The 23,027-nt window shown below is 60.9% G+C and carries 26 protein-coding genes, 1 tRNA gene and 1 pseudogene; 19 read left to right on the forward strand and 9 right to left on the reverse strand.

Features of this window, described 5'->3' with window-relative positions; all coding sequences use genetic code 11:
* Window positions 1-491 precede the first annotated feature (491 nt).
* The 5 genes from PO860_RS07555 to PO860_RS07575 all read left to right on the forward strand — a co-directional run bounded on the left by PO860_RS07555 (window position 492) and on the right by PO860_RS07575 (window position 4,687).
* Complete coding sequence (locus PO860_RS07555; RefSeq protein WP_273885295.1) at window positions 492-1,595, forward strand: DUF2157 domain-containing protein; 1,104 nt, start codon at window positions 492-494, stop codon at window positions 1,593-1,595.
* Entirely contained in the window at window positions 1,592-2,182 is a 591-nt protein-coding gene (locus PO860_RS07560; RefSeq protein ID WP_183607544.1) for a GDYXXLXY domain-containing protein, read from the forward strand. The genes PO860_RS07555 and PO860_RS07560 overlap by 4 nt, the downstream gene beginning before the upstream one ends.
* Window positions 2,183-2,334: 152 nt before the next feature.
* A tRNA-Leu gene (locus PO860_RS07565) sits at window positions 2,335-2,419 on the forward strand.
* A 199-nt stretch (window positions 2,420-2,618) separates the two neighbouring features.
* The gene (gene tig, locus PO860_RS07570; RefSeq protein WP_183607543.1) at window positions 2,619-4,100 is read left to right on the forward strand and encodes a trigger factor; all 1,482 of its coding nucleotides are present in this window, start codon (window positions 2,619-2,621) and stop codon (window positions 4,098-4,100) included.
* Window positions 4,101-4,267: 167 nt separating this feature from the next.
* Window positions 4,268-4,687, forward strand: coding sequence for a nuclear transport factor 2 family protein (locus PO860_RS07575; protein WP_183607542.1), 420 nt, complete (start codon window positions 4,268-4,270; stop codon window positions 4,685-4,687).
* Between the two features lie 111 nt (window positions 4,688-4,798).
* On the opposite strand, the gene PO860_RS07580 is transcribed toward PO860_RS07575, so the two are convergent.
* The 6 genes from PO860_RS07580 to map form a co-directional block, all read right to left on the reverse strand.
* Window positions 4,799-6,568 carry a B12-binding domain-containing radical SAM protein gene (locus PO860_RS07580; RefSeq protein ID WP_183607541.1) on the reverse strand — a complete coding sequence of 590 codons (1,770 nt, stop codon included), beginning with the start codon at window positions 6,566-6,568 and terminating at the stop codon, window positions 4,799-4,801.
* A 160-nt stretch (window positions 6,569-6,728) separates the two neighbouring features.
* A complete protein-coding gene (locus PO860_RS07585; RefSeq protein ID WP_273885296.1) occupies window positions 6,729-7,532 on the reverse strand; it encodes an endonuclease/exonuclease/phosphatase family protein in 804 nt (267 codons plus the stop codon).
* 61 nt (window positions 7,533-7,593) lie between these two features.
* Complete coding sequence (gene sthA, locus PO860_RS07590; protein WP_026188372.1) at window positions 7,594-9,000, reverse strand: Si-specific NAD(P)(+) transhydrogenase; 1,407 nt, start codon at window positions 8,998-9,000, stop codon at window positions 7,594-7,596.
* 217 nt (window positions 9,001-9,217) lie between these two features.
* Window positions 9,218-10,405: an alpha-hydroxy acid oxidase gene (locus tag PO860_RS07595; protein WP_273885297.1), complete on the reverse strand. Its 1,188-nt coding sequence runs from the start codon at window positions 10,403-10,405 to the stop codon at window positions 9,218-9,220.
* 76 nt (window positions 10,406-10,481) lie between these two features.
* A complete protein-coding gene (gene radC / locus PO860_RS07600; RefSeq protein ID WP_273885298.1) occupies window positions 10,482-11,309 on the reverse strand; it encodes a RadC family protein in 828 nt (275 codons plus the stop codon).
* 7 nt (window positions 11,310-11,316) lie between these two features.
* A complete protein-coding gene (gene map, locus PO860_RS07605) occupies window positions 11,317-12,153 on the reverse strand; it encodes a type I methionyl aminopeptidase (RefSeq protein WP_183607512.1) in 837 nt (278 codons plus the stop codon).
* Window positions 12,154-12,401: 248 nt separating this feature from the next.
* Between map and PO860_RS07610 the strand changes: the two genes are divergently transcribed.
* The 3 genes from PO860_RS07610 (at window position 12,402) to PO860_RS07620 (ending at window position 13,693) form a co-directional block, all read left to right on the forward strand.
* The gene (locus PO860_RS07610; RefSeq protein ID WP_183607511.1) at window positions 12,402-13,061 is read left to right on the forward strand and encodes a TetR/AcrR family transcriptional regulator; all 660 of its coding nucleotides are present in this window, start codon (window positions 12,402-12,404) and stop codon (window positions 13,059-13,061) included.
* 132 nt (window positions 13,062-13,193) lie between these two features.
* Entirely contained in the window at window positions 13,194-13,367 is a 174-nt protein-coding gene (locus PO860_RS07615; protein WP_183607510.1) for a hypothetical protein, read from the forward strand.
* Window positions 13,364-13,693: a DUF6105 family protein gene (locus tag PO860_RS07620; protein WP_183607509.1), complete on the forward strand. Its 330-nt coding sequence runs from the start codon at window positions 13,364-13,366 to the stop codon at window positions 13,691-13,693. The genes PO860_RS07615 and PO860_RS07620 overlap by 4 nt, the downstream gene beginning before the upstream one ends.
* On the opposite strand, the gene ruvX is transcribed toward PO860_RS07620, so the two are convergent.
* Window positions 13,633-14,124 carry a Holliday junction resolvase RuvX gene (gene ruvX / locus PO860_RS07625; protein ID WP_063475658.1) on the reverse strand — a complete coding sequence of 164 codons (492 nt, stop codon included), beginning with the start codon at window positions 14,122-14,124 and terminating at the stop codon, window positions 13,633-13,635. The genes PO860_RS07620 and ruvX overlap by 61 nt on opposite strands.
* Before the next feature lie 231 nt (window positions 14,125-14,355).
* On the opposite strand from ruvX, the gene PO860_RS07630 reads away from it, so the two are divergent.
* The 5 genes and pseudogenes from PO860_RS07630 (at window position 14,356) to PO860_RS07650 (ending at window position 17,744) form a co-directional block, all read left to right on the forward strand.
* Window positions 14,356-15,060: a metal-dependent hydrolase gene (locus PO860_RS07630; protein WP_183607508.1), complete on the forward strand. Its 705-nt coding sequence runs from the start codon at window positions 14,356-14,358 to the stop codon at window positions 15,058-15,060.
* A gap of 69 nt (window positions 15,061-15,129) precedes the next feature.
* Window positions 15,130-15,417, forward strand: coding sequence for an Asp-tRNA(Asn)/Glu-tRNA(Gln) amidotransferase subunit GatC (gatC, locus tag PO860_RS07635; protein WP_003558942.1), 288 nt, complete (start codon window positions 15,130-15,132; stop codon window positions 15,415-15,417).
* A 57-nt stretch (window positions 15,418-15,474) separates the two neighbouring features.
* Window positions 15,475-16,956 carry an Asp-tRNA(Asn)/Glu-tRNA(Gln) amidotransferase subunit GatA gene (gene gatA, locus PO860_RS07640; RefSeq protein ID WP_273885299.1) on the forward strand — a complete coding sequence of 494 codons (1,482 nt, stop codon included), beginning with the start codon at window positions 15,475-15,477 and terminating at the stop codon, window positions 16,954-16,956.
* Complete coding sequence (locus tag PO860_RS07645; RefSeq protein WP_273885300.1) at window positions 16,947-17,447, forward strand: GNAT family N-acetyltransferase; 501 nt, start codon at window positions 16,947-16,949, stop codon at window positions 17,445-17,447. Before gatA ends, PO860_RS07645 begins: the two co-directional genes overlap by 10 nt.
* A gap of 22 nt (window positions 17,448-17,469) precedes the next feature.
* Window positions 17,470-17,744: pseudogene (locus PO860_RS07650) on the forward strand (hypothetical protein).
* A 50-nt stretch (window positions 17,745-17,794) separates the two neighbouring features.
* On the opposite strand, the gene PO860_RS07655 reads toward PO860_RS07650, so the two are convergent.
* The gene (locus tag PO860_RS07655; RefSeq protein ID WP_272784464.1) at window positions 17,795-18,052 is read right to left on the reverse strand and encodes a YjhX family toxin; all 258 of its coding nucleotides are present in this window, start codon (window positions 18,050-18,052) and stop codon (window positions 17,795-17,797) included.
* A 310-nt stretch (window positions 18,053-18,362) separates the two neighbouring features.
* Here PO860_RS07655 and PO860_RS07660 point away from each other — a divergent pair, with 310 nt between their 5' ends.
* Entirely contained in the window at window positions 18,363-18,872 is a 510-nt protein-coding gene (locus PO860_RS07660) for a GNAT family N-acetyltransferase (protein ID WP_272784465.1), read from the forward strand.
* A gap of 4 nt (window positions 18,873-18,876) precedes the next feature.
* Here the strand turns inward: PO860_RS07660 and PO860_RS07665 are convergent, their stop codons facing one another.
* Complete coding sequence (locus PO860_RS07665; RefSeq protein WP_273885301.1) at window positions 18,877-19,188, reverse strand: DUF1294 domain-containing protein; 312 nt, start codon at window positions 19,186-19,188, stop codon at window positions 18,877-18,879.
* Window positions 19,189-19,336: 148 nt separating this feature from the next.
* On the opposite strand from PO860_RS07665, the gene gatB reads away from it, so the two are divergent.
* The 5 genes from gatB (at window position 19,337) to PO860_RS07690 (ending at window position 22,881) form a co-directional block, all read left to right on the forward strand.
* The gene (gene gatB / locus PO860_RS07670) at window positions 19,337-20,839 is read left to right on the forward strand and encodes an Asp-tRNA(Asn)/Glu-tRNA(Gln) amidotransferase subunit GatB (RefSeq protein ID WP_273885302.1); all 1,503 of its coding nucleotides are present in this window, start codon (window positions 19,337-19,339) and stop codon (window positions 20,837-20,839) included.
* A gap of 3 nt (window positions 20,840-20,842) precedes the next feature.
* Complete coding sequence (locus PO860_RS07675; protein WP_183607501.1) at window positions 20,843-21,346, forward strand: GNAT family N-acetyltransferase; 504 nt, start codon at window positions 20,843-20,845, stop codon at window positions 21,344-21,346.
* Window positions 21,347-21,350: 4 nt separating this feature from the next.
* On the forward strand, window positions 21,351-21,824 hold the full coding sequence (locus PO860_RS07680; protein WP_183607500.1) for a GNAT family N-acetyltransferase: 474 nt from the start codon (window positions 21,351-21,353) through the stop codon (window positions 21,822-21,824).
* Between the two features lie 103 nt (window positions 21,825-21,927).
* On the forward strand, window positions 21,928-22,326 hold the full coding sequence (locus PO860_RS07685) for an NADH:ubiquinone oxidoreductase subunit NDUFA12 (RefSeq protein ID WP_183607499.1): 399 nt from the start codon (window positions 21,928-21,930) through the stop codon (window positions 22,324-22,326).
* A 114-nt stretch (window positions 22,327-22,440) separates the two neighbouring features.
* On the forward strand, window positions 22,441-22,881 hold the full coding sequence (locus tag PO860_RS07690; protein ID WP_183607498.1) for a DUF2155 domain-containing protein: 441 nt from the start codon (window positions 22,441-22,443) through the stop codon (window positions 22,879-22,881).
* The last annotated feature ends 146 nt before the right edge of the window (window positions 22,882-23,027 follow it).

Below are 23,027 nucleotides of genomic sequence, written 5' to 3' on the forward strand. Positions count from 1 at the left end.
CGACGGAAAAGCATCGGGCCGTCAACGTTTTAATCGAGCTTCGACTGAACAAAAACGCCCGCCGGGGGAGGATCCGGCGGGCGCATTATGGTGACTGACAACTGGGAGGAGGAGTGTTGCCAGCCTATCGCAGCGCGCTGGGAGGAGGAGTGCGCAGCTGCGAATCTCGTCACGGACAAAAGATCCGCGGGCATCCGGCCGAGCCGGGCCGGGGCGCCATCCCCGTGCTTCGATGAGTATACAAATAGTATGACTAATTCCAATATTGCAGTGCAATAAATTCATGAGGGGTGTGCAAAATCCGCATAGCTCTCCCATCATATGCTTATATATGCGCTTCTGCCGTTAGCGGCCGGTTAGCATTCGATACAAGTTAGACCAATGAGGAACTTGTACATTTGTCGCCACAGCGTTTGCGAACACCCCGGCTGCGGCTATAACGACATGAGCCGCAGCGCCGCAGTCGGCGTCGCGAAACGAAGGGGTGGAGCATGTATCGCGGCAGATTGGAGCGGGATCTCTCGGTCTGGGTAGGCAAGGGCCTGCTCGGGCAGGAAACGGCGGCCCTGCTACTCGCCGAATATGACGGTCGTCCGGCAAGCTTCAGCCTCGGCCGGGTGCTGATGGCGCTGGCGGCGGTTCTGCTTGCAGCCGCCGTCCTGCTGGTCGTCGCCTCCAACTGGGAGGCCATCCCGCGCCTTGTCCGCGTCGGCGTCATCCTCGCCCTGATCTGGGTCGTGCACATCGCCGCCGCCCGGATGCTTGCCCGCGGCGCGACGGCCGCCGCAGGCGGCTTGCTGGTCATCGGCGCGATGAGCTTCGGCGGCGCCATCTCGCTCGTCGGACAGATGTATCATCTCTCCGGCGACGAGCAAACGGTGATGTATCTCTGGTTCGCCATCGCGACGATCTCGGCAATCCTGTTCCGCTCGGGCGCCGTGACCGTCGTCGCCGGCTTCCTCTCCTGGGCGTCGTTTGCCGTCTACCTGCAGAATAATGACACGCACTGGCTCGGCTTCGATCCCTGGATGGCGCCCGTCATGGCGGCGATCACGATCGCCCTGGTGCGCTATACCGGCGCCGAGCGAGCCCGCCATCTGGCCTATCTGCTTTTGATCGGCTGGCTCGCCTGGCTCTATAGTCTTTATGAGGAGATCGCCGTGGCGCTCGCCTTTGCCGTCGGCGGCATGGCCGCCGTCGTCCTGACGGCGTTGCCGCTCCCGCGCATCGCTTCCCTGGTCAGGAGCGCTGGTGCTGCCCCGGCCTTCTACAGCTTCCTCGTGGCGGCGATCGGTTTCCTGCTGCTGCATATCGAGATCGAGGATGGCTGGCGGCTGGTGGTGCTCGGGCTGGCGACGCTCGCCGCTTCCGTGCTGGCGATCGCCCTGCACGGCAGGGACAACGGTGCGGTCCGTTATCTCGCCTACACCACCTTCGCCGCGGAGATGCTTTATCTTGCCTCCGTCACTGTCGGCTCGATTCTCGGCACGTCAAGCCTCTTCCTGTTCTCCGGTCTCGTGGTGGCGCTTGTCGCCTGGATCGTCATCCGTCTCGAGCGGCGGTTTTCGGCGAATGCACAGGGGGAGGGCGCATGAGCTCGTTCATGGCAAGGCTGCAATCCGGCAAGGGTTATCTGCTTTCGGCAACTATCGTCGCCGGCCTGCAGACCCTGATCCTCGGCACGATCATCCAGAGCCGGGCCTCGATCCTCAGCAATGGCGCCGAGGTTCTGCTGAAGACGGCGCCCGTCGATCCGCGCGATTTCCTGCGCGGCGATTATGTCGTCTTGAATTATGACATTTCCTCGGTGCCGGTGCAGACAGTTTCCGGCGGCATTCCGGCCGACCCCGGCGAACGCGTGTTATGGGTCCGGTTGAAGAAGCAGGAGGACGGTTTCTGGACAGTGATCGAATCGTCCTTTCATGAGCTGCCGCCGCAGCCGGAGACCGTGATCCTGCGCAGCCAACCATTCTACAGTGGCGGACTTGCCGCGGGCGACAGCATCCGTGTCGAATATGGCATCGAGCGCTACTACGTTCCAGAAGGCGAGGGGAAACCGATCGAGGAGGCCCGCAATGGCGGCAATGTCGCAATATCGGTGCGCGTCTCGCCAGCGGGAAGCCCGCAGATTCGCAGCCTTCTCGTTGACGGCAAGCCGGTTTACGACGAGCCGCTTTACTGATCCGATGGCACTTCGCAGCAAGGCGGCTTCCGAGGCGCAGATCGCTGTCATTGACCGTTCATTTTTCCTTTGCCTCGGCCAAATCGGGTGATATAGAGACGCCGCGCTCCGGAAGGCCTCATGTGCAGGCATAGGCATGCGGTTTTGTGAACGCGGGTATGGTGAAATTGGTAGACACGCCAGATTTAGGTTCTGGTGCCGCAAGGCGTGGGAGTTCAAGTCTCTCTACCCGCACCAAGCTGTTTGCAGGCGGGAGACTAAGAATCGGTTGTTCCAGAACAATTGAGAGTTGTCCCGAATAGCCCGCGAGTGCCGTTCCGCTTCGGGCGGAATGATACGGAATTGGGAAAAGCCACGCGCGGCACGCTGCCGGCGTCGTGCTCATAGAAACGAACGGCGTCTGGGCACGGCCGCCACGACATGAAGGTAGGAAGACATGCAGGTTATCGAAACGCTCGCTGAAGGGCTGAAGCGCGAAATCAAGGTCGTTATCCCGGCCAAGGACATGCAGGACAAGATGAATGAGCGTCTTGCCGATGTAAAGGACAAGGTTCGCATCAACGGCTTCCGTCCGGGCAAGGTCCCCGCTGCTCACCTGAAGAAGGTTTACGGCAAGTCGATCATGGCCGACCTCGTCAACGAGATCGTCCGCGAGCAGCCGGCCGCCATCCTCTCCAGCCGCGGCGAAAAGTCGGCCACGCAGCCCGAAATCGCCATGACTGAGGACAAGGACGAAGCCGACAAGATCCTCGCTGCCGAGCAGGATTTCGAATTCACGCTCTCCTATGAAGTTCTGCCGCCGATCGAACTGAAGTCGGTCAAGGGCATCAAGGTCACGCGCGAAGTGATCGACATCTCGGACGACGAAGTCAACGAGCAGGTCCTGAAGGTCGCCGAAAGCGCCCGCGCCTACGAGACCAAGACCGGCAAGGCCGCGAACGGCGACCGCATCACCATGGATTACGTCGGCAAGGTCGACGGCGAAGCCTTCGAAGGCGGCACCGACCAGGGCGCCGAACTGGTGCTCGGCTCCGGCCGCTTCATTCCGGGCTTCGAAGACCAGCTCGTCGGCGTCAAGGCCGGCGATGAGAAGACCATCACCGTGACCTTCCCGGCCGACTATCCGGCCAAGAACCTCGCCGGCAAGGAAGCGACCTTCGACGTATCGGTCAAGGATGTCGCAGCACCTGCCGATGTCGAGATCAACGACGAACTCGCCTCCAAGCTCGGCATCGAATCCGCCGACCGCCTGAAGGAAATCGTCCGCGGCCAGATCGAATCGCAGTACGGCTCGCTGACCCGCCAGAAGCTGAAGCGCCAGATCCTCGACCAGCTCGACGAGATGTACAAGTTCGAGACCCCGAACTCGCTCGTTGACGCCGAATATAACGGCATCTGGAGCCAAGTGAACAACGACCTCGCTCAATCAGGCAAGACCTTCGAGGACGAAGACACGACTGAAGAAAAGGCACGTGAGGAATACAAGACGCTCGCCGAGCGTCGCGTCCGCCTCGGCCTCGTTCTCTCCGAAATCGGCGAAAAGGCCGGCGTCGAAGTCAGCGAAGACGAAATGCAGCGCGCCATCTACGATCAGCTGCGCCAGTATCCGGGCCAGGAAAAGCAGATCCTCGAATTCTTCCGCAGCCAGCCGGGTGCTGCCGCTTCGATCCGCGCACCGATCTTCGAAGAGAAGGTCATCGATCACCTGCTGACCGAAATCGACGTTACCGACAAGAAGGTGACGAAGGAAGAGCTGCTCGCCGAGGAAGAAGGCGAGACCAAGGCCGAGACCAAGAAGGCCGCGCCGAAGAAGAAGGCCGCCAAGGCCGAAGCAGCTGAGGCCGGTGAAGGCGAAGAAGCCGCACCGAAGAAGAAGGCTGCTCCGAAGAAGAAGGCAGCTGACGAAAGCGCTGAATAATCGCTTTTCAGTTCAGAAGTTTGGAAGAGCCCCGCCATCGCGCGGGGCTTTTTGTTTATCCAGTGCAGTTCATTCTCGACCGTCTTCTCCGATGCAGCTGCAGCAACAAAGAGTTGCAATACAGTATAATTCAATGCAGATTTCGTTGATGGTGGGAGGACCTGACAATGACTGCAAAGCACGACATGAAGAAGCTCGTGGAGGATATGTATGCTGTGCGTGACCGCGGCGATATCGAGGGCACGCTGACGCTGATCGGCGAGGGTTGCACCTTTCGCATGGTTGGCAATACGCGGCTGGCGCCCTTTTCAACTGAATCGAGCGGGAATGCCTTTCGCCAGGCGATAACGCAGCTGATCACAGTATGGGATCTATCTAAGATCAGGACAGCCATCTATGTGGACGAAGACGAGCAGATGGTCTTTGCCCACCGCGAAGGCGAGGTCAGGCACATCCCATCGGGCGTGAGCTTCCAAACGGAATTCGTCGACAAGATCCATTTCCAGGATGGCAAACCGGTCAAGATCGTCGAATTCGTCGACACGCTGCAAGTGGCCGAGACGGCCCAGATAATCCAAATTGCTTAAACGGGCATCCAGGTCGAAGCGCTTAAAAACGCGGCTTCAAACTTGATCTAAGTTTGAAGCCGCCCATGTTTTCGGCCGCCAGGCGTCGGCCGCCGTTGCAAGAATTGCAGCTCAATGCCCTGTCAGTTGCGCGACTTTCCTGACATGGCTGACGGCTGCGGCGCCGCCGGCGGTCTGGGTGAAAAGGTGGAGCGTTTCCTCTTCGTCGTCGGCGACCGGCGTCAGGGCTTGATCCATATATGTCTTCGACTTCGCATCCCTTGAAATCAGGAAGGCCGAGATCGTCAGGCCAATGATCGTGCCGGCGAGCGACGCATGTTTGCGGAAGGTTTCCCAGGCAAAGCGCGGCCAGAAGACCAGCGGATTTTCGCGCGGCAGGTCGGGGCGCCGCTCCGACGGCGTCTTCAGGCGCAGCAGGCCACTTTGCAGCGGATGCACGTTTTCCAGCGGCACGGTGGTCGCGAAGGAAACGAGAACCTTGACGAGCCTTGCCAGCGGCACCCCGGTCGCCACGGCGCGGCGCAACAGCGTCTTCATGTGATCAGGCGAGTAATAAAGTGCCCAGGCCTCGTGGTAGATGTCTTCCCATTGCTGCTTGCTCATCTTCGGATGCGCGGTACAAACATGTTCGACATCGTAGATGTTGAGATCGGCATCCATCTCGACGCCCTTCTTCCACAGGACCTGGTGGTCCTCGGAGCCCGGCAGCGGCGTCAGGATGAAGAATTCGATGACGTCGAGCGGCAGCTCTTCCTGGATGATCGCGATGTCGCGGCGGATCGATTCCGGCGTGTCGGCGGGGAAGCCCAGGATATAACCGGCGAGCGTCATGATGCCCTGTGCCTTCCAGGCGAGCAGCATCTTGCGGTATTCGGTGATCTTGTTCTGGTTCTTCTTGGCGGCGGTCAGATTGTCCGGATTGACGTTTTCGAGGCCTATGAAGACGCGGGTGACACCGGCGCGCCGGGATTTCTCGATGAAATTCGGGATCTTGTGGCAGAGCGTGTCGACCTGGATCATCAGGCCGAGCGGAATGCCGTCCCGCTCTTTGAGCTCGATCAACCGGTCGAAGATCGCTTCCCAATCCTTGTTGCGGGCGAAATTGTCGTCGGTGATGAAGAATTTGTGGATGCCCTGCGCCCAGTTCATCCGCACCAGCTTTTCGACGTCGTCGGCCGAGCGGAAGCGCGATTTGCGTCCCTGCACGTTGATGATGGTGCAGAACGAGCACTGATAGGGACAGCCGCGCCCGGCATCGAAGCTGGTGCTGAGCCCGAGCGTGCGCTGGATATTGTCCTTGGGCAGGAAGGGAACCGGCGTGCCGCCGATGCCGGGAAGGTCGTTCATGAAATTGTAGAGCGGCTTCAACTCGCCGGCCGCTGCATCGCGCAGCACCATCTCCAGCCGGCCCTCGGCCTCGCCGGCAAACATCGAAATGCCCATGTCGCGGCAGGCATCGAGCCCGACGGCCTTGCCATCCAGCATCGACAGGCAGCCGGAAACATGGAAGCCGCCGATCGAAACCGGCAGACCGGCATCGCGGAACGGCCGGGCAATATCGAGGGCGCGCGGATACTGATTGGTCTGGACGCCGACGAGCGCGATCATGCCGAAATTGTCATGGCGCTTGAACTGTGCGAGCAATCCGGCGACATCGATCCGCGTATTGGTCTCGTCGATCACCGTAATGTCGATTGCCGTATCGGGCCCGAGCACCTTGCGCTCGGCGCATTCGGCGGCAATGCCGTAGAGAGCCGCGAGCGAATTGGACGGGATCATCGCCCGCCACCAGCGGATGACGTAGCCGTCATCGTCATAATGCGACGGCTTGATCAGGATCAGCTGAAAACGTCGGCGCGCAGCTTCCGAGACATGGGACAAGAGTATCTATCTTTCTTCAGAAGCTTTTGCCGGAGGCAAAATGGAGTTGAAGGCACATATCATGCATGGCGTATCAATGCGACTTATGCGGGTTCAAACTAGGCTTAAAAAACGGCACTGCGCGCGAAACGCTCCGCGCAGCGTATCATTCCTCAATATACTACCCGATATCGAGCAGCAATGCGCGGTGGTCGGAGACCTCGGGCGCTTCGACCACCTCGAATTTGCCAACCTTCACCCCCGGTGTGACCAGCATGTAGTCGGCAAAGCGGCTCTGCTTCAAATAGTAGGAGGTTCGCGTGTCTACAAGGCCGTTTCCGGTGACGAGATCCGAAAGCCCGAGTCTGGCGAGAATCGCAAAGGTCGCGCTGTCGGGCAGCACGTTGAAATCGCCGCAGACGACAAGCCCTTCGTCGCCGGGCCAGACGCGTTCGATGAGCCTGACCAGCGCTGCAGCCTGGTCCTGCCGCGCCGCCGTGTCGCCCTTGCCCGCGGGATCGCGCAGGCCATGCATGTGGGCGATCGTCACGGCGCGGCTGCACCCATGGCTGAAGACGCGGATGCAATGGGCGTTTCGCGGCCGCGGATGGTCGCCCCAGCCATCGGCGGAAAAACGGCCATGCACGAAATCCAGCCCCTCTGCGATGACGGAATGCGTTTTGCGCACGAAGGTCGCCAGTCCGAATTCGGCGGCGATGGCGCGATCTCCGTCGAAGAGCTCGCCTCTCGATGTCGGGTAGAAGAAGCCGTCGTGGCCGGGCAGGGCGGCGCTGATCTCCGCGAATAGATTGAAGCGCTGCGGCAGCTCGAGCCCCGCATCCCTATAGATCGACCATCCGCAATCCGCACCCGGTGCCCGCAACACTTCCTGCAGGCATAGCACATCCGGATCGGCCTGTCTGACATAGGCGATCAGGGCTTCGTGCAGCCTGCCGCCCCATGCGTTCAGAGATATGATGCGCAATGCCGTTCGGCTCCGTTTTGGCGGCCGGATTTAGACGACGGCGCCGTCTAAAAGACGCGTTTCAAAGTTCCGACTTGATGTCGCCCATCCGGTTCCAGGCATCGAGGCCGGCGATCTTGTAGGCTTCCGCAAGTGTCGGATAGTTGAAGGTGTTTTCGACGAAATATTCGACCGTGCCTTTGAGGTTGAGCACGGCCTGGCCGATATGCACCAACTCGGTGGCGCCTTCGCCGACGATATGGACGCCGAGCAGGCGGCGCGTCTTCAGCGAGAAGATCAGCTTCAGAAGCCCGGTGTCGAGGCCCATAATATGACCGCGCGACGTCTCGCGGAAGCGGGCTATGCCGCATTCATAGGGAATGCCGCGCTCCTTCATCTCTTCTTCGGTCAGGCCGCAGGTCGAAATCTCCGGCACGGCATAGATGCCGTAGGGGAAATATTTCGGCGGCTCCTTGGCGACCGCGCCGATCGCGACGCGGGCGGCGATGCGGCCCTGTTCCATCGAGGTCGAGGCAAGGCTCGGAAAGCCGACGACGTCGCCGGCGGCGTAGACGTTGGCAACCGATGTCTGGAAGGTTTCCGGATTGACCTTGAGACGGCCGCGGCTGTCGGCTTCGAGGCCGATGGCCTGAAGGTTCAGCGCATCGGTCGCCCCCATGCGGCCGGCGGCGAAAAGCACCATGTCGGTGGTCAGGCGCCGGCCACTGTCGAGCGTCAGCTCGACCTTGCCATTCTCAAGCGTCTCCACCTTGTCGGCCTTCTGGCCGAGCAGCAGCTTCATGTTGCGGTCGCGCAGCTGGTAGGTAAAATCCTCGATGATTTCCTTGTCGATGAAGTCGAGCATTGTCGCCTTCGGGTCGATCACGGTGACGGCCGTGTCGAGCGCGCTGAAGATCGTCGCGTATTCGATGCCGATGACGCCGGCGCCGATGACGACCATCGATCGCGGCAAGTCCTGGATGTCGAGCAGTTCGTCGCTGTCGAGAACGGTCTTGCCGTCGAAGGGTATGTAATCTGGGCGGAAAGGCTTTGTGCCGACGGCAAGCAGCACGCTGGCGCCGGTGACCTGCGTGGTCTCGCCGTCATCCTTGATCACCTGCAGCGTCGACGCATCGATGAAGCTCGCCTTGCCGCGAATATGCTGCACGCGGTTGCGGGCGAACTGGTGTTCTAGCACCTCGACCTCGTGGTTGAGCGTAATCAGCAGGCGGCGGCGCAGGTCATCGGCACTGATCTCTTCCTTGACGCGGTAAGACCGGCCATAGAAGCCGCGTTCGCGCCAGCCGGAAAGATTAAGTGCGGTCTCGCGCAGCGTTTTGGAAGGAATGGTGCCAGTATGCACGGACACGCCGCCGACGCGTTTGCCCTGCTCGATGACAAGCACTTTCTTGCCGAGTTTTGCCGCCTGGATCGCGCCGCGGCGCCCTGCGGGGCCGCTGCCCACCACAACGAGATCGTACTGAAGCATCATCAAGCCCCGGATTGGAAAGGAATCATTTTGCAACGCAAAATGTCGCCCGTCCATCGTTAGCCGGTCAATGTTACAGATTGTTTTACGGCTGCATGATTGCTCCTGACGGGCGCTTTTTCGGGGACGTGAGCCCTTCGGGAAACAGCTTTGCGCCATGAGTCGTAGCCGACGAACACCGGCGGAGGGCGCTTGCTCTCGACGAGATCTATGGCCTTCATGCACGGGTGATGTAGTCTGCGGAAATATCGCCGACCTTGGTGACGCCGAGCAACGCCATGTTGCTATGCAGTTCCGTCCTTAGGATATCGGCCGCCTTCAGCACGCCCGGCAGGCCCGCGACGGCTGCGGCATAAAGGAACGGCCTGCCGACGAACACGAAACAGGCCCCGAGCGCGAGTGCCTTCATGATATCCGTTCCACGCCTGAAACCGCCATCGACCATCACGGCAACGCTGCCTCCGACACGTGCCGCAATCTCCGGAAGGACCTGAAGGGGAGATGCGGTACCGTCGAGCTGGCGACCGCCATGGTTGGAGACGATCACTCCATCGGCCCCGGTGTCGACAGCCCGCGCCGCGTCGTCAGGATGCATGATCCCCTTGACCACAAGTTTGCCGGACCACCTGTTGCGTATCCGCTCCAAATGATTCCAGTTGAGATGGTCGCGCCTGCCGAAATCGCGCGTGACGTTCGAGGAGATGATCGGCGCGCCCCTTGTGGCATAGGAATTTTCAAAATGCGGAACGCCGTGCCGGACGATCGTTCGCAGGAATGTGCCGGTGGTCCAGCGCGGGTGCGAGATGCCCTGCCATGCCAAGCGGAGACCAGGACGCAAAGGCGTCGAAAATCCCGCCCTTACATTGTTTTCACGATTTGGCAGCGTGGCCGTGTCCACGGTGAGCAGAAGTGTGCGCAAGCCGGCCGCGCCGACGCGGTCGATGAGAGCGTCGATACGGTTGGGTTCGCCGGGGAGATAGGCCTGAAACCATGCTTGCGGCGAAATCGCGGCGATCTCTTCTAGAGGGATAAGTGATGAACCGCTTATGATCATCGGGATTCCCGATTGATCCGCTCCTTGCGCGAGCACGATGTCACCTCGATAGGCCATCAGCGCGCTGATACCCATCGGCGCGATGCCGAAGGGCGCGGCATGGGTCTTGCCAAAGAGGCTCGTCTCGGTGCTGCGTTTCGAGACGTCCCGAAGGACACGAGGCCGGAAGGCATAGGCCTGGAAAGCCTGTGCATTATACCGCAGCGAGGCATTGGTCTCGGTTGCGCCGGCGATATAACCGAAGAGAGGCTTTGGCAGATGCCGCCGCGCCTTCATTTCAAAATCATCGAGGCAGAGCACGTCGCGGCAGAGCCGGGTCGATCGTTCGGTATTTCCGCTATGGATCGTCATTGAGCTTCATCTTCTCGGTATTTCGGGCGCCGCGCCGGGGCTCTGCATTTCGTCGGCGATCAGCCGCAATGTTTGTTCAGATCAGCTTCAGCCCCTTCAGGCTGACATGGCCGTCCTTGCCGATGATGACGTGGTCGTGGACGGTGATATCGAGTGCCTTGGCCGCATCGATGATCACCTTCGTCATGTCGATGTCGGCGCGTGATGGTGTCGGGTCGCCGGAGGGGTGATTGTGGACGAGAATCATTGCCGTTGCCGAAAGCTCGAGCGCGCGTTTCACCACCTCGCGCGGATAGACCGGCGTATGGTCGACCGTGCCGCGGCCCTGCACCTCGTCGGCGATCAGCACGTTGCGCTTGTCGAGGAAGAGGATGCGGAACTGTTCGCGGGTCTCGTGCGCCATGGCGGCATGGCAATACTGGATGACCGACGACCAGGAAGAGAGCACCTGCTTGCTCCTGAGCTCGCTCTTCAGCGTCCGGTGAGCCACGGTCGAGATCAGCTTCAGGTCTAGCGCCACGGCCTCGCCGACGCCCTTCACCTCCGTCAGCAGCGCTGCGGGCGCGCCGAATACGCCGGAAAGCGAGCCGAAGCGTTCGATCAGCGCCTTGGCGATCGGCTTGGTGTCGCGCCGCGGGATCAGCCGGAAAAGCAAGAGTTCGAGGATTTCGTAGTCGGCAAGCGCGGTGTCGCCCAGCTCGCGGAAGCGGTCACGCAACCGCTCGCGATGGCCGTGATAATGCTCTTGCACGGCGAGTGAGGCGGGCAGGGCGCTCTTTGTCTTCGATGCGGAAGATTTTGCCGGCTGTCCGCCGAAGAACGAGCGTTCGTCGGCGGCAATGGGCTCTTGCGTTGGGTAAGGCAGCTCATCGTCGGAAGATGTCGCAACAGGGCCCTTCGCCATCGGAGCGTCACCCGTTGTGGGACGGCAGGCCCGGGCGATCGAGGCCACCAGGCGACAGCGTGAAGATCTCGCAGCCGTCGGAGGTGACGCCGACGGTATGTTCGTACTGCGCCGAAAGCGAGCGGTCGCGGGTGACTGCCGTCCAGCCGTCGGCGAGCACCTTCACATGCGGCCGGCCGAGATTGATCATCGGCTCGATGGTGAAGATCATGCCTTCGCGCAGCTCCGGCCCTTCGTTGGCGCGGCCGTAATGCAGGATATTCGGTGAATCATGGAACAGCCGGCCGACGCCGTGGCCGCAGAAATCGCGCACCACCGAACAGCGCTCTGCCTCCGCATAGGTCTGGATCGCCTCGCCGATCGCACCGGTGCGGGCGCCGGGCCTGACGGCGCCAATGCCGCGCATCAGCGATTCATAGGTAACCTCGAGCAGCCGCTCGGCGGCGCGCTTGATCGTACCGACAGGATACATCCGGCTGGAATCGCCGTGCCAGCCGTCGAGCACGAAGGTGACGTCGATATTGACGATATCGCCTTCGCGCAGCGGCTTGTCGTTCGGAATGCCGTGGCAGACGACGTGGTTGATCGAGGTGCAGGTCGATTTGGTGTAGCCGCGATAGTTCAGAGTCGCCGGATGGGCGCCGTGATCCATGCCGAAATCGAAGACGAACCGGTCGATGTCATCGGTCACCAGCCCCGGTTTGACGATGTCGGCCAGCGCGTCGAGGCAGCGCGCCGTCAGCTGGCACGCCCTGCGCATGCCCTCGAATGCTTCAGCGTCATAAAGCCGGATGGCGCCCGTATTCTTCGAGGGCGCGGAAGAGGCTTCGATATAGTTCACCATTGCAGGGCCTTAGTGGAGAATATTAGAATTGTTCATAATGCAGCTATGCCGGGTTCGTCCATCGCGATCAACCGCCCGGACGAGATTTCTGAATGGTTCCGACCCGCCTGCCATGCTGCTTTCCACATCCATTCGACGGCAGATCATCGGCCCGGTGGAAATATCCACAATCTTCCCAAGGGGATAGGATTGATTGCATGAGGCCCGCCCGCTACTCACCGATTGGTGACAGTGGGGAAGGGTCATTCATGCTGAATGAAGCGATAAATCTTGGGATTTTACCGGAGGCTGGCGTCGAGCCGGAACGGCGCGTGCGTGATCGCGGCGCCACCGAGCGTGCAATCCTTGTTGCCGCCAAGGGTCTGCTGGCCGAGGAAGGCTTCCAGAATTTCGGCATCAATGCGGTCGCCCGCCGCGCCGGCTGCGACAAGCAGCTGATCTACCGCTACTATGGCGGCCTCGACGGCCTGATCGAGGCGATCGGCGCCGATCTCGGCACCTGGGTTAAGGATCGCATTCCGGAAGATGCCGGCGGCATGTTCCTGCTCACCTACGGCGACCTGATGGAGCGGCTGTCGCTTCTCCTCCTCGGCGCGTTGAGAGATGATCCGCTGATGCGCCGCATCCTCGCCTGGGAAATATCGGAAAATACCGAGCAGGTGAGGCGGCTGTCTGAAGCGCGGTCGAAGGCGCTCGCTCTCTGGCTGGAGCGCATGCGCGGCTCGCTGGCGCCGCCGAAGGGCGTGGATGCGGCAGCCGTCAACGCCGTCATCATCGCTGCGATCCAGCACCTCGTGCTTGCCGCAGCGGCCGGCGGGCAGTGCGCCGGCCTGTCGTTGAAGACATCGAAGGATTGGGAGAAGGCGGCGACGGCACTGAAGCGCATCGTGCGCGGCGTCTACGGCTGACAGCTGCTTCATCCACAGGGGGCGGCCGCCATGTTAACCTTAACGAATGGTTTACGTTGCCCGACCGCGGTTAACTCGGCAGTGTGGTGGTGAGCAGAGATGGAATGAGTGAGAGCCCCCGAGTTGACATCCATGGGAACCAAGATCGCTAAAGCCACGTTTTTTGTAACGGCGATGATGTTCTTCGCAGTCCTGGCGCTGGATATCGCAATTCCCACGCTGGTGCTTTGCATCATGGCATTGTCGACCTGGTTGGTCTCCCTCGATCTGCCCGTTGCGCGCAAGCATGGAGGAGAGGCCGCATGAAGTGGTTTCTATTCTTCTGGGCCGGCCCCATTGTCTTTCTTGGCGGATGGTACTGGCTCTCCTATTACGACATGAATTTCGGTATCTTCATGCTGACGCGGCAGGTCCATGACCTGACCTTCGAGCTTTACGGAAAGGCGCTCGGCATTCCTCCGGAGACCATCCCGCCGCTCGTAGCCCGCGCGATCGCGGTCGACAGCCTCGTCGTCTTCGCCCTCCTCGGCTTCAGAAAGCGCAAGTCGATCATCACCTGGTGGAAGGCGCGTCAGGCGCTGAATTCGTCTCCCGACCTTGCCAGCAAGGAAAGCCTGTCGAGCGCGCCCTGAAGGATGAAGCTTGCGGCGGCCGAATCGATCCGTTCGGCCCGCTTGGCGCGCGAGACGTCCATTTCGAGCAGCGTCCGTTCGGCCGCCACCGTCGAAAGCCGTTCGTCCCAATAGACGAAGGGCAGCGCCGTCTTCTGCTCCATGTTGCGCACGAAGGCGCGCGTCGCCTGCACCCGCGGACCCGCAGATCCGTCCATATTCATCGGCAGGCCGATGATGAAGCCTGCGACCTTTTCCGATTGCGCGAAGTCCAAGAGCGCCTGCGCATCGATGGTGAATTTGACGCGCCGGATCACCGTGCGCGGCGTAGCGAACCGCCGCCCGAGATCGGACATCGAAAGCCCGATCGTCTTGGTGCCGAGATCGAGGCCGGCAATCGCCTGCCGCGGGGCGAGCGTCTCGGCCATTTCCTCGATTGTCAGCACCGTCATCGCCGTTTTCACTCCGTCAAAAGAAATTGAAGTCGCCGCCGCTTTTCTTTGCGGCCGTATAAGATATGTCCTTAGAGCATGATGCCGAAAACTGTGAGCGGTTTTCGGACGCCATCATGCTCCAATTCTTTGATTGAGATGCGGATTCAGATTTTGGGCCGATCCGGCCCAAAAACATCCGGATCTCCCATCCAAACCGGCTTTTACATAACGTAATAAAGGAGAGATTTCATGAAGATCACCTGGCTCGGCCATTCCGCCTTCCGCATCGAGACATCAAAGGCGAAGATCCTGCTCGACCCGTTCCTCAGCTATAATGCCTCCTTTTCCGGCCAGGATATCAAGGATGTTGCGGCAGGCATTACCCACATCCTGCTGACGCATGGCCATGGCGACCATGTCGGCGATACCGTGGCACTCGCCAAGGAAACCGGCGCCGTCGTTCTCGCCAATGCCGATCTCGCCGCCTGGCTCGGCTCCAAGGGCGTCGACAAGATCGAGATGGGCAATACCGGCGGCACGATCGCGCTCGGCAGCTTCTCAGCGACCTTCACCAATGCGCTGCATTCCTCCGCCCAGATCACCGAGGACGGTGTCTCGCACGCGCTCGGCAACGCCAACGGCCTGATGCTGCATTTCGACGACGAAGCCTCGATCCTTGCCATGGGCGACACCGACATCTTCTCCGACATGGCGCTGATCAATGAATTGCACCAGCCCGATATCGGCTTCGTGCCGGTCGGCGACCGCTTCACCATGGGCGGCGCCGTGGCAGCCCTTGCCTGCCGGCGCTATTTCAACTTCAAGACCGCGATCCCCTGCCATTACGGAACCTTCCCGATCATCGAGCAGACGGCCGAAAAATTCGTTGCCGGCATGGAAGGATCGCAGACGGATGTGAAGGCAATGAAGCCTTCCGAGAGCCTGTCGATCTGACGAAACCCCGTTGCGTAAGGCGGACATGGCCTTTATAGCGGGTAGGAAAAATCCTGTCCGGAGAATGCCATGTCCGTCGATCTTGCCACCGTGAAGCGCGTCGCCCGCCTTGCCCGTATTGCCGTCTCCGAAGACGAGGCAAATCGCATGGTCGGTGAGCTGAACGGCATCCTTGGCTTCGTCGAGCAACTCTCCGAAGTTAATGTCGACGGCGTCGAGGCGATGACCTCGGTCACCCCGATGGCGATGAAGAAGCGGACCGATGAGGTGACCGACGGCAGCAAGGCAGCCGATATCGTCGCCAATGCGCCTGTCACCGATCACAATTTTTTCCTGGTGCCGAAAGTCGTCGAATAAGGCTTCGAAGCCTCTTTCCGACCCTGTTGCCATTTCCAGATCTGAAGCGAAAACACGATGAGCGAACTCACCAGCCTGACCATTGCCGAAGCCCGCCAGAAGCTGCGCGCCAAGGAAATCACCGCGACCGAACTGACCGAAGCCTATATCTCGGCGATCGATGCGGCCAATGGCCGGCTGAACGCCTATATCAAGGTCACGCCGGATCTCGCCCGCGTCATGGCGAAGAACTCCGACGAGCGCATTGCCACTGGCAAGGCAGGCGAGCTCGAAGGTATTCCGCTCGGCATCAAGGATCTCTTTGCCACCGTCGGCGTTCACACCCAGGCCTGCAGCCACATTCTCGATGGTTTCGAGCCGCGTTATGAATCGACCGTCACGCAGAACCTTTGGGATGACGGCGCCGTCATGCTCGGCAAGCTGAACATGGATGAGTTCGCCATGGGCTCCTCCAACGAGACCTCGCATTATGGTGCGGTGATCAATCCCTGGCGTGCCGCAGGCTCCAACCAGCAACTCGTGCCCGGCGGCTCCTCCGGCGGTTCCGCCGCAGCTGTCGCCGCGCATCTTTGCGCCGGCGCCACGGCGACCGATACCGGGGGCTCGATCCGCCAGCCGGCCGCCTTCACCGGCACCGTCGGCATCAAGCCGACCTATGGCCGCTGCTCGCGCTGGGGCACCGTCGCCTTCGCCTCCTCGCTCGACCAGGCAGGCCCGATCGCCCGCGACGTGCGTGATGCCGCGATCCTTTTGAAGTCGATGGCAAGCGTCGATGCCAAGGATACGACGTCGGTCGATCTGCCGGTTCCGGATTATGAAGCCGCGATTGGCCAGTCGCTGAAGGGCATGAAGATCGGCATCCCGAACGAATACCGCGTCGATGGTATGCCGGATGAGATCGAAGCCATCTGGCGCCAGGGCATCGCCTGGCTGAGGGACGCCGGCGCCGAAATCGTCGACATCTCGCTGCCGCACACCAAATACGCCCTCCCGGCCTATTACATCGTCGCTCCGGCCGAGGCATCCTCGAACCTTGCGCGTTACGACGGCGTGCGTTACGGCCTGCGTGTCGACGGCAAGGATATCGTCGACATGTACGAGAAGACGCGCGCTGCCGGCTTCGGCAAGGAAGTCAAGCGCCGCATCATGATCGGCACCTATGTGCTGTCGGCCGGTTATTACGATGCCTATTACATCCGCGCCCAGAAGGTGCGCACGCTGATCAAGCGCGATTTCGAACTGGCCTTCGACGCCGGCGTCGACGCCATCCTGACGCCGGCAACCCCGTCGTCGGCCTTCGGCATTGCCGATGAGAACCTCGCCGCCGATCCGGTGAAGATGTATCTGAACGACATTTTCACGGTAACGGTCAACATGGCAGGCCTGCCCGGCATCGCCGTGCCCGCCGGCCTCGACCAGAAGGGCCTGCCGCTCGGCCTGCAGCTGATCGGCAAGCCTTTTGATGAGGAAACCCTGTTCAAGACCGCCCATGTCATCGAGCAGGCGGCCGGCCGGTTTACACCCGCCAAGTGGTGGTAACGGACCTCACGATCCGAAAGATAGCGGCTGCCGACCACCAAGCGATCGGCGCCGTCGGCTTCGCCGCATGGGCCGCAAGCGATGCCTTCGAGGACAGCTATCGCGATCCCGATGTGATTGCCCGGGTGCGGCACGAGTTCGCCATCTTTCCTAAGGAAACGATAGGTGAGATCTTCGTTGCCGAACGGGGCGAAATGATCATCGGCTGGGGCGCGCGCGAAAACGAACCGAATTATATGTCCGATCTCTGGGTACATCCCGATCATCAGGGTAAAGGCGTCGGCCGGGCTCTCCTGCTGCATTTGTGCGAGCTGATGGCGGCGGAGGGGCTGGCGACCGCCAGGCTCGACACACATGCCGGGAACGACGGCGCGATCCGGCTCTACCAACGCTGTGGCTTCACCATCGTCTGGCGCGGCCGCGAATTTTCCAAGAGCATGGGCGTCGAACTCGAAAAGGTGCATCTGGAGAAGCGGTTGGCCGATCGATAGCCGGAAGCGGCAAGGAGGTTTTATGCCGAACAATGATCTTGCGCGATTGATCGAGGCAGCGGATCGCCTTGCTGCCGGCGGTTTCACCATGGGCGCGGATTGGCAGGCGGTACACGAAATCTGTCAGCGCCACAAGGCGAACAGCCGTTCGACTGGGGCCATGCGCTTTGCCATCGCATCGAGGGCGACGACTGGAATGCCGACTACTGGTATCGCCGCGCCGGCAAGACGCGCGGCACGGGCACGATGGCCGATGAGTGGTCGGTGATGCGGACGGAACTTTCTGCAAAAGCTTGAGGCGATACCCCTGACCGCGCCCGTTCGAGACGCGATCAGGAGTGCCACTATTACCTGTTGTTCAACTGCGACCTGACCAGCCTCAGCCCTCTTTCGGTAATCCGGTAGGGCTGGCCGCTTTTGGACTTGATTGCCCTCAGCCGCTTCAGCCTGCGGAAGAGATCGAGGTCGACGCCGGGATAGAGCCAGCCGTCGCGGGTGAAGCAACTGACCGCCTCGATCTTCCTGTCGTCGTCGCGGGTAATTTCAATGCGGCCGCCCTGGGCCATGAGATGCAGGATGCGCTGCTCCGTGCGAGAAATGTCCATGTGTTGAGATCCGGTGTCGCGCCCGGCGGGGCGCAGAAAAACGATCTGGCGCTCATTCGAACGTCAGGGCTTCGTTTTTTCGGGCCCATGCGCGCAAGCGAACTTGCGGGCAGGGCCTTTACCGGGTCTCAGGCAGGCTCAACATAAAACACCTCGATAGGGTTTATTATTCAGCCCGGAAAATTCGGTCAAGAGCGTGGTCTCAGGTCAAAACCAGTCGAAAACCTTACTTTTGGCCGATCATCCCTTTGGAGGTACTGGTAAATTCCGCGACTCAATGGTCTAGTTGCGGGGTAACGCGGAGGTGTCGTTGATCCACATTCGCAATGCTCGCGACGGCGAAGCGGAGCTATTGAGCGAGATCGGCCTGAGGGCCTGGCAAAAGGCGATGGCGTCGATCGGCGAATCGGACGCGATGATCGACGCAGCCCGCAATGCCTTTCGCAATTTCGTGGGAAATAACTGGCTGACCATCACCGTCGTCGAGCAGAACGGCCAGGTCGCAGGCTGGGCGGCGCGCGAGGGGCTGGATGAAACCATCTCTGATTTCTGGATCGATCCCGCCTTCACCCGCCAGGGGCTTGGTTCGGCTCTTCTCGAGCGCATCGAAAAGGACATCGCCGGCCAGGGCTTCGAGACGGCGGCGATGCAGACCCATTCCGGCAATGGCGAGGCGATCGGCTTCTTCCGGAAGCACCGCTACAGCATCCATTGGCTCTCGGTCGCCTATAATCCGAAGCTCGACCGCGACGTGCCCTCGGTTGGATTGACGAAAACGCTCGTCTCGGATGGCGAAGGCGGATACGGGCAGGAATTCTGACGGTTCAAAAGTTCAGAAGAAGGCGAGGAGCCCATAGCGGCGCAAAGGCCAGCGCCGTGGCCAAAACACCGTGGAGGATCAGGATCGTCGCCAGGATCGACCGGAACGGCTCCTTTCTCGTCTTGTGGCGCAGGAACTGCTGCGCCGCCACCGCGCCGAGGCTGCCGCCGATCAGCGCAAGGGTCAGAAGCGCGCGCTCGCTGATGCGCCACCCGCCATTACGCGCCGCCTCCTTGTCGAGGAAATAGATCAAGAAGACGAGGAGGTTCAGCGTCAGAAACAGTGCGGCCAATTTGATGATATCGATTATCGTCATGCGGCAACTCTATCGTGCCTCGGTTAACCCACGGCAAATGGCGCCGTCCTCTGTTAAACCAAGTTGTACGCCATGGCGAAAGCCTTGCACCGGCACGCCATTTCCTTTACCTCACCAGTGGAAAAGAACAGCCTGCAAAGAGCATCAGATGACCCTTGTCGACGTCCGCACGCCTGATCCGAAACGCTTCATCCCCGGCGCCACCGGCGACTGGGAAGTCATCGTCGGCATGGAAGTCCATGCCCAGGTGCTGTCCAATTCGAAGCTCTTCTCGGGCGCCTCGACGGAATTCGGCAAGCCGCAGAATTCGAACGTCTCGATGGTCGATGCCGCCATGCCCGGCATGCTGCCCGTCATCAACGAGGAATGTGTCAAGCAGGCGGTTCGCACCGGCCTCGGCCTGAAAGCCCAGATCAACAAGCGCTCCCTCTTTGATCGCAAGAACTATTTCTATCCCGACCTGCCGCAGGGCTATCAGATCTCGCAGTTCAAGGATCCGATCGTCGGCGAGGGGAAAATCGTCATTTCGCTCGGGCCGGACCGCCAGGGCCAGTTCGAAGATATCGAGATCGGCATCGAGCGCTTGCATCTGGAGCAGGATGCCGGCAAGTCGATGCACGACCAGCACGCGACCATGTCCTATGTCGATCTGAACCGTTCCGGCGTCGCACTGATGGAGATCGTCTCCAAGCCTGACATGCGCTCGTCCGACGAGGCCAAGGCCTATATGACCAAGCTGCGCTCGATCGTGCGCTATCTCGGCACCTGCGACGGCAACATGGACGAAGGTTCGATGCGCGCCGACGTCAACGTCTCCGTCCGCCGTCCGGGCGAGGGTTTCGGCACGCGTTGCGAGATCAAGAACGTCAATTCCATCCGCTTCATCGGCCAGGCGATCGAATATGAAGCTCGGCGCCAGATCGGCATTCTGGAGGAAGGCGGCACGATCGATCAAGAGACCCGCCTCTTCGATCCGAACAAGGGCGAGACGCGCTCGATGCGCTCCAAGGAAGATGCGCACGACTATCGTTATTTCCCCGATCCGGATCTGCTGCCGCTCGAATTCGACGATGCCTTCATCAAGGCGCTCGAAGCCGATCTGCCGGAACTGCCTGACGACAAGAAGGAGCGCTTCGTGCGCGAGCTCGGCCTGTCGATCTACGACGCCTCGGTGCTCGTTTCCGAAAAAGCGATTGCCGATTATTTCGAAGCCGTCGCCGCAGGCCGTGACGGCAAGACGGCGGCAAACTGGGTGATCAACGATCTGCTCGGCGCCCTGAACCGCACCGGCAAGGACATCGAGCAGACGCCGGTTTCGCCGGCCCAGCTCGGCGCCATCATCGATCTCATCAAGGCCGGAACCATCTCCGGCAAGATCGCCAAGGATCTCTTCGAGATCGTGCTGACCGAAGGCGGCGATCCCGCCGAGATCGTCGAAACCCGTGGCATGAAGCAGGTGACGGATACCGGCGCGATCGAAAAGGCCGTCGACGAGATCATTGCCGCCAATCCCGATCAGGTGGAAAAGGTCAAGGCGAAGCCGACCCTGGCCGCATGGTTCGTCGGCCAGGTGATGAAGGCGACCGGCGGCAAGGCCAATCCGCAGGCCGTCCAGGCGCTCGTCAAGGCGAAGCTCGGCATCGAGGAATAAGCGGTGTATTTCGTCCGCACTGCCGGCGAGCGCGACCTGGAGAAGGTTCGCGCCCTGCTGGTCGACAGTTTTCATGCGACTTACGACGGCATCCACGGTGCTGCCAGGGTTGCTGAGCTGGCCGCCCATCTCTTTTCGCCGGCGGCGCTGAAGGCGCGCCTGGTGCGAAAGGACGCCGAATTCCTTGTTGCCGACGACGGCCGCAATATCGGCGGCATGGGTTACGCGGCAATGTCAGAGGCGTTGACGAAGACGGTCATGCTGCATCTCCTCTATGTCAGCCCGGCGCTGCAGCGCCAGGGCATCGGCCGCGATCTCTTCGCCGAGCTTGAAACCTGCTTCCCGGATGCGGAGATCATGCGTCTCGAAGTTGAGCCGCGGAATGCGGCGGCAATCGCCTTTTATCTCTCGCACGGCTTCACCGAGGTCGGCCGCAACGAGAATAGCGGGGCCGGGCAATCCGGCATTCCCTCGTTGATCTTCGAAAAACCGCTCGAGGGGCATTGAGGCCGTGGTAGTCGAGTTGCCCGACTTTCTCATTCGCCAGGCCCGCAAGGACGACCTGCCGGCACTGGTGGCAATATTTGCTGCCGACGCTGTCGGCGGTCATGGCGATACAACCGACCCCGAAGCCATTCAGGATTATCTCGGCGCCTTCGCGGTCATCGAGGCTTCACCCGACCAGACGCTTTACGTCGCGGAGTGTGGCGGCGAGGTGGTCGGTACATTCCAGACGATGGTGACGACCTCGCTGACCGGCCGCGGCTCCTCGGGGATGATCATCGAGGCGGTGCAGACGCGGGCCGATAGGCGCGGGCAGGGGATCGGTGCGGCTATGATCGAATTCGCCATTGCCGAGGCAAAAGGCCGCGGTGTGAGGCTGGTGCAGTTGACCTCGAATGCGTTGCGCAAGGACGCCCATCGTTTCTATGAAAGGCTGGGCTTCAAGCCGTCGCATCTGGGCTTCAAGATGGCTTTGAAATGACCCGCGCTTGTCGTGGAATCGCTGGACAATTCGCCTTGGCGACGGCATAAGCGAGGAAACGAATTCTGGTTTGGCTCGCATCTGGCGGGCACAAGGAAAAGACATGTGGAATCTTCTGGTTCAAACCTTTACCTGGTGGAACGGTCAGACGATGGGCACGCGTTTTGCGACCTGGCGTTTCGGCAAGCGCGTCGGCGAGGATGAATTCGGCAACATCTATTACGAAGGCGGCATGTCGTCCTACGGCCTGCCGAAGCGCTGGGTAATCTACAAGGGTTATGCCGATGCTTCCGCCATTCCGCCGGGCTGGCATGGCTGGATGCATCATCGCACCGATGTTCCCCCGTCCAAGGAGAGCTACGTCTCCAAGGAATGGCAGAAGGCGCATCGCCCCAACTTCACCGGTTCACCGCAGGCTTACCGTCCGCCGGGTTCCATCGCCGTTCCGGGCGAGCGGCCGCGCGTCACCGGCGATTACGACGCCTGGACGCCGGGCAACTGAGACGGCTTGACCGGGCGATCCCAAGCCCGGCTTTTGGCCACAATTGACCTATACCCGCAGGTTGGCCGCGCTTGACCGCGGTGTTGAACTGAAAATGTCTGGAGACGGGTAGATATGAAGCTCTTCACGCGGAACATCGTGCTGCGTGCCGCCGGATCGCTGCTGGCGCTCTCGGCCCTGCTTCCCCCAGTTGCGGCAAATGCCGCCCGCATCGAAAATCCGGTCGCCGTCTTCTCCGGCCTCGACAAGATTACCGGCCGCATCACGACCTTCGACGTCTATGTCAACGAGACGGTGCAGTTCGGCGCGCTACAGGTGACGCCCAAGGCCTGCTATTCGCGCGACCAGGCGGAAGCGCAGAAGATCGACGGTTTCGTCGAGGTCGACGAGATCACCCTCGACCGCAAGATCCGCCGCATCTTCACCGGCTGGATGTTCGCCGCCAGCCCCGGCCTCAATGCCGTCGAGCACCCGATCTACGACGTCTGGCTGAAGGACTGCAAGACGAGCTCGGACGTCCCTGCGCCCGACGGCGCCAAGGCGACATCACGCTAAAGCCCTCGGAGCCTGACGCTAAAAGGTGCCTAACAGTATCGCTACCTTGCCAAGCGCCGTATGAGTACGGAAATCAGTCCTGCGCATTGTGGTCTCCGTTCGTCCTTAGCAAAGAAACAGAATCAGAATCTAGAGCAATTCCAGGA

The organism is Rhizobium binxianense, from assembly GCF_028994275.1.
GTDB classification, from domain to species: domain Bacteria; phylum Pseudomonadota; class Alphaproteobacteria; order Rhizobiales; family Rhizobiaceae; genus Rhizobium; species Rhizobium binxianense.